Below are 4,472 nucleotides of genomic sequence, written 5' to 3'. Positions count from 1 at the left end.
GTCCTGCTATACCGCCGCCTTCATCGCCGAGATCGTGCGCGCCGGCATCAGGGGTGTCAGCGCGGGCCAGACGGAAGCTGCCGGTGCGTTGGGCTTGCGGTCCGGATCGATCCTGCGGCTGGTCGTCGTGCCGCAGGCCATGCGCATCGTCATTCCGCCGCTGACCAGCCAGTATCTCAACCTGACCAAGAACTCGTCGCTGGCTATCGCCATCGGCTATCCGGACCTGACGGCGACCGCCGGGACGGTGCTGAACCAGACCGGGCAGGCCGTCGAGGGCGTGGTGATCATGATGGTGATCTACCTCGCCATCAGCCTCCTGACCTCGCTTGTGATGAACTGGTTCAACGCCAAGATGGCGCTGGTGGAGAGGTGAGGTAAGGACATGCAAGAACATGATATGTCCTGGGTGCGCACCGAAATGGTGCTGGCGCAGCCGGCGCCCGCCAGCGTCACCGGCCTCGGCGCATGGGTGCGCAAGAACTTGATCGCTTCTGCCGGCGACACCATTTTGACGATCGTCGGCATCGCCCTGGTGGCGATGATCCTGCCGCAAATCACCAATTGGGCGTTCATCAACGCCGTGTGGACGGGACCGGACCGGACCGTATGCGCCACGGTGGCGCAGGGCGGCATCCAGCCGGACGGCTGGACTGGCGCCTGCTGGGCTTTCGTCAACGCCAAATTCGGCCAGTTCATGCTCGGCCGCTATCCCATCGAGGAGCGCTGGCGGCCGATCCTGGTCGCTATCCTGTTCGTGGCGCTGCTGGTGCCGATGCTTATCCCGAAGGTGCCGCGCAAAGGGCTGAATGCGGTGCTGCTGTTCTTCGTGCTGCCGATCGTCGCCTTCGTCCTGCTGGTCGGCGGCATGTTCGGCCTGCCGCATGTCGAGACCTCGCTTTGGGGTGGGCTCTTGGTGACGCTCAGTCTGTCTTTCGTCGGCATTGCCGTGTCGCTGCCGCTCGGCATCGTGCTGGCGCTCGGCCGCCGTTCCAAGATGCCGATCATCAAGACGCTGTGCGTCGTCTTTATCGAGACGGTGCGCGGCATCCCGCTGATCACCGTGCTGTTCTTCGCCAGCGTCATGCTGCCGCTGTTCCTGCCGGAGGGTGTCTCGTTCGACAAGTTCCTGCGCGCGCTGATCGGCGTGTCGCTGTTTGCCGCGGCCTATATGGCCGAAGTGGTGCGCGGCGGCCTGCAGGCGATCCCCAAGGGCCAGTATGAAGGTGCCGATTCGCTCGGCCTCGGCTATTGGCAGAAGATGTATTTCATCGTCATGCCGCAGGCGCTGAAACTGGTCATCCCGGGCATCGTCAACACCTTCATCGGCATGTTCAAGGACACCAGCCTGGTCATCATCATCTCGATGTTCGACCTGCTCGGCATCGTCAAACAGAATTTTTCCGATGCAAACTGGGCAACCGCGCAGACGGCGAGGTCCGGCTTGATCTTCGCCGCCTTCGTCTTCTGGCTGTTCTGCTTCGGCATGTCGCGCTATTCAATGTACACCGAACGCCGGCTCGACACCGGCCACAAACGCTGATGCATGTCGCCCAAAAGTGTATAGCGGTTTTGGGATAACGACATGCATCACTACCAACGATAAAGAACAAGGGGATTCTGTCATGGCCACCGAAAATGCCGTCAGCGCCGAAGAGATCAAGGTCAACGCCGCCAAGATGCAGATTTCCACGACCGATGTCGCCATCGACATCATCGCCATGCACAAATGGTACGGCGAGTTCCATGTGCTGAAGGACATCAACCTGAAAGTGATGCGCGGCGAGCGTATCGTCATCTGCGGCCCCTCCGGCTCCGGCAAATCGACCATGATCCGCTGCATCAACCGTCTGGAGGAGCACCAGAAGGGCAAGATCATCGTCGACGGCAAGGAACTGACCAACGATCTCAAGAAGATCGACGAGGTGCGCCGCGAGGTCGGCATGGTGTTCCAGCACTTCAACCTGTTCCCGCACCTGACCATCCTGGAGAACTGCACGCTGGCGCCGATCTGGGTGCGCAAGACGCCGAAGAAGCAGGCCGAGGAAATCGCCATGCATTTCCTCAAGCGCGTCAAGATCCCGGAACAGGCCAACAAATATCCCGGCCAGCTTTCCGGTGGCCAGCAGCAGCGTGTGGCGATCGCCCGCTCGCTGTGCATGAACCCGCGCATCATGCTGTTCGATGAGCCGACCTCGGCGCTCGATCCGGAGATGATCAAGGAAGTGCTGGAGACCATGGTCGGCCTTGCCGAGGAAGGCATGACCATGCTGTGTGTCACCCACGAGATGGGCTTCGCCCGCAAGGTCGCCAACCGGGTGATCTTCATGGACCAGGGCCAGATCGTCGAGCAGAACACGCCGGCCGAGTTCTTCGACCACCCGCGCCACGAGCGCACGAAGCTGTTCCTGTCGCAGATCCTGCACTAGGCCTCGACGGCCACGAAGAGCCCGGCTGAAACACTGCCGGGCTCTTTTGCGTATGGGAGAACAGGCGGGCGTTCGTGTCGCCGGAGTGCGTTTGCAGGGCCGCCTTTCAATGAAAAGACTGGGACGTTTTCTGGGTCTTCTGTTGGTTCTCGTCGCACTCGCTGTGACGACGGGCACCCTCGTGCCACGGCCGCTGTGGCCGGCCGCCGCCGCCGTGCCAGCCGCGACACGCCACATCCTGGTGCTGAACAATCCGATCCACACCGATATCGCCATCCCGGTCGATGACGCCGTGCGCCGGCGTTTCCATTTCCTGGTCGACGCGGGCATACCGGCCGACAGGCCGGAGGTCCGCTACATCGTCTTCGGCTGGGGCGGCCGCGCCTTCTACCTGGAGACGCCGACATGGTCCGAGCTGAAGGCGGTGCCGGTGATGAAGGCACTGACACTCGACGCGTCGGTCATGCATGTCGATGTCGCCGGTGACATCGTCGAACCGCGCCCCGATATCGCGGGGTTCGACATCACCGAGGATCGGTTCACGGCGTTGCTCGATTTCATCGATGCGAGTTTCCAGCGGGGACCGGAAGGCCCGATCCTCGTTCCGGACGCAGCCTATTCCAGGTTCGACGGCTTCTACGAAGCCAATGGCCATTTCAACGCACTGGTCGGCTGCAACACCTGGACGGCGGCGGCCTTGCGCATCGCCGGCCTGCGCACCGGCTGGTGGAACCCGCTGCCTGCATCGCTCGGGCTATCGATGCGGCTGTATAATTAGCTGTCTCGTCTTGTCGCGTTTCGCCAATGCGAGACGCCTCATTCCTTCGCGCCCCCCTCTGTCCTGCCAGCCTGTCAGGCTTTCAACGCCTGACAGCAGCCTCAACTGCCCGCCACCCATAGAGCCAATCCAGATCCGCCGCGAGCTTTTCCGAGCGCACCTTCAGGAACACATTGCGCGCAATCGCCACTGGACCCGAGGCATGCCAGGCCAGCCGGTTGACAGCGCCGCGTCGGGCGACCTGCGCTACACGCGGTCGCCGTGACTGTTCCCAGGTCGCAGGTGCGGCCAGGGGGTCGGCAGGGAAGTCGGCGATGATGTCGGCAAGCGTCGCAGCATCCTCGATCGCCATCGCCGCGCCTTGCGCCGCGAACGGCGTCATCGCATGCGCGGCATCGCCGATCAGCGCCATGTTGCCGGTCGTCCAAGGTTGTTTGCTGTCGACCGTATGGATCGGCCATGCGGTCCATGGGCCGGCCTGCTCGACCAGGCGGGCAAGTTCTGCCGCGGTGCCGCGCAGGGCTCGGGTCAGGATCCCGGCGTCGGCATTGCCGGACCAGCCTTCGGCAATACGGTCGCCCCTGGTGAAGGCAGCGAGATTGAAGGCAGCACCCTTGCTGACGGGATAGGCCACCATATGGAAGCCGGGATGCAGGAAGGTGGTGACGCAATTGGTTACACCGATCGCGGCAAAGGCTTGTCCGGCAGCGCTTTCGGCGGCAATGGTCGCGCGCCAGGCCAGTTCGCCGGAGAAATGGTTTCTTGGCAAAGCCGCCCTTTTGGCCGAATCGACAAGTGCGCGCACCGACGACCAGACACCATCGGCTCCGATCAGCAGGAAGCCCTCAGCCTTGATGGTTTTGCCGTCGATCTCGGCCGTCGCGGTGATGCCATGGGGGCCGGTGGCAGCGCTGCTGACGCGGGCGCCGGTGGTAAGATGGATATCCGGTATCTGGGAAACCCGTGCCATCAGCGCGCTCTGCAGATCAGCCCTGTGAGCGACGAGATAGGGCGCCTGCCAGCGCGTTTCGGCGGCTTGCCCCAGCGGCACCCGCGCCAGTTCGCGCAAGGTCGCGGCCTCCTTCAACACCACGGCTTCCGGCCGCACCGTTGCCGGCAGCAGCTTGTCGAGTACGCCAAGCTGGCGAAGGATACGTGTCGCGTTGGGAGAGAGCTGGATGCCGGCGCCGGCAGCTTCCAGGCGCTGCGCCTGTTCGAACACCCGAACAGGGTAGCCGCGGTCGGCGAATGCAAGCGCTGCGGTC

General features: G+C 63.3%; 5 protein-coding genes. 4 read left to right on the top strand and 1 reads right to left on the bottom strand.

The annotated features are described in order from the left end of the window. The 4 genes from EN906_RS24185 to EN906_RS24170 all read left to right on the top strand — a co-directional run. Nucleotides 1-376: ABC transporter permease subunit (locus EN906_RS24185; protein ID WP_127375432.1), on the top strand; the 376-nt coding region annotated here is incomplete at its 5' end. 9 nt (nucleotides 377-385) lie between these two features. Beyond that, entirely contained in the window at nucleotides 386-1,543 is a 1,158-nt protein-coding gene (locus EN906_RS24180; protein ID WP_127268986.1) for an amino acid ABC transporter permease, read from the top strand. 82 nt (nucleotides 1,544-1,625) lie between these two features. Then, entirely contained in the window at nucleotides 1,626-2,429 is an 804-nt protein-coding gene (locus EN906_RS24175; RefSeq protein ID WP_013532420.1) for an amino acid ABC transporter ATP-binding protein, read from the top strand. Nucleotides 2,430-2,538: 109 nt separating this feature from the next. Beyond that, nucleotides 2,539-3,207, top strand: a complete 669-nt coding sequence (locus EN906_RS24170) for a TIGR02117 family protein (protein ID WP_127268985.1) — start codon at nucleotides 2,539-2,541, stop codon at nucleotides 3,205-3,207. 82 nt (nucleotides 3,208-3,289) lie between these two features. Here the strand turns inward: EN906_RS24170 and EN906_RS24165 are convergent. After that, nucleotides 3,290-4,472 (bottom strand): FAD-dependent monooxygenase (locus tag EN906_RS24165; RefSeq protein WP_127375431.1); only part of this gene is annotated, 1,183 nt, incomplete at its 5' end.

The organism is Mesorhizobium sp. M7A.F.Ca.CA.004.06.1.1, from assembly GCF_003999135.1.
Taxonomy (GTDB): Bacteria; Pseudomonadota; Alphaproteobacteria; order Rhizobiales; family Rhizobiaceae; genus Mesorhizobium.
The sequence above is the reverse complement of the archived record's forward strand: the minus strand, read 5'-3'. Positions and strand labels throughout refer to the sequence as shown.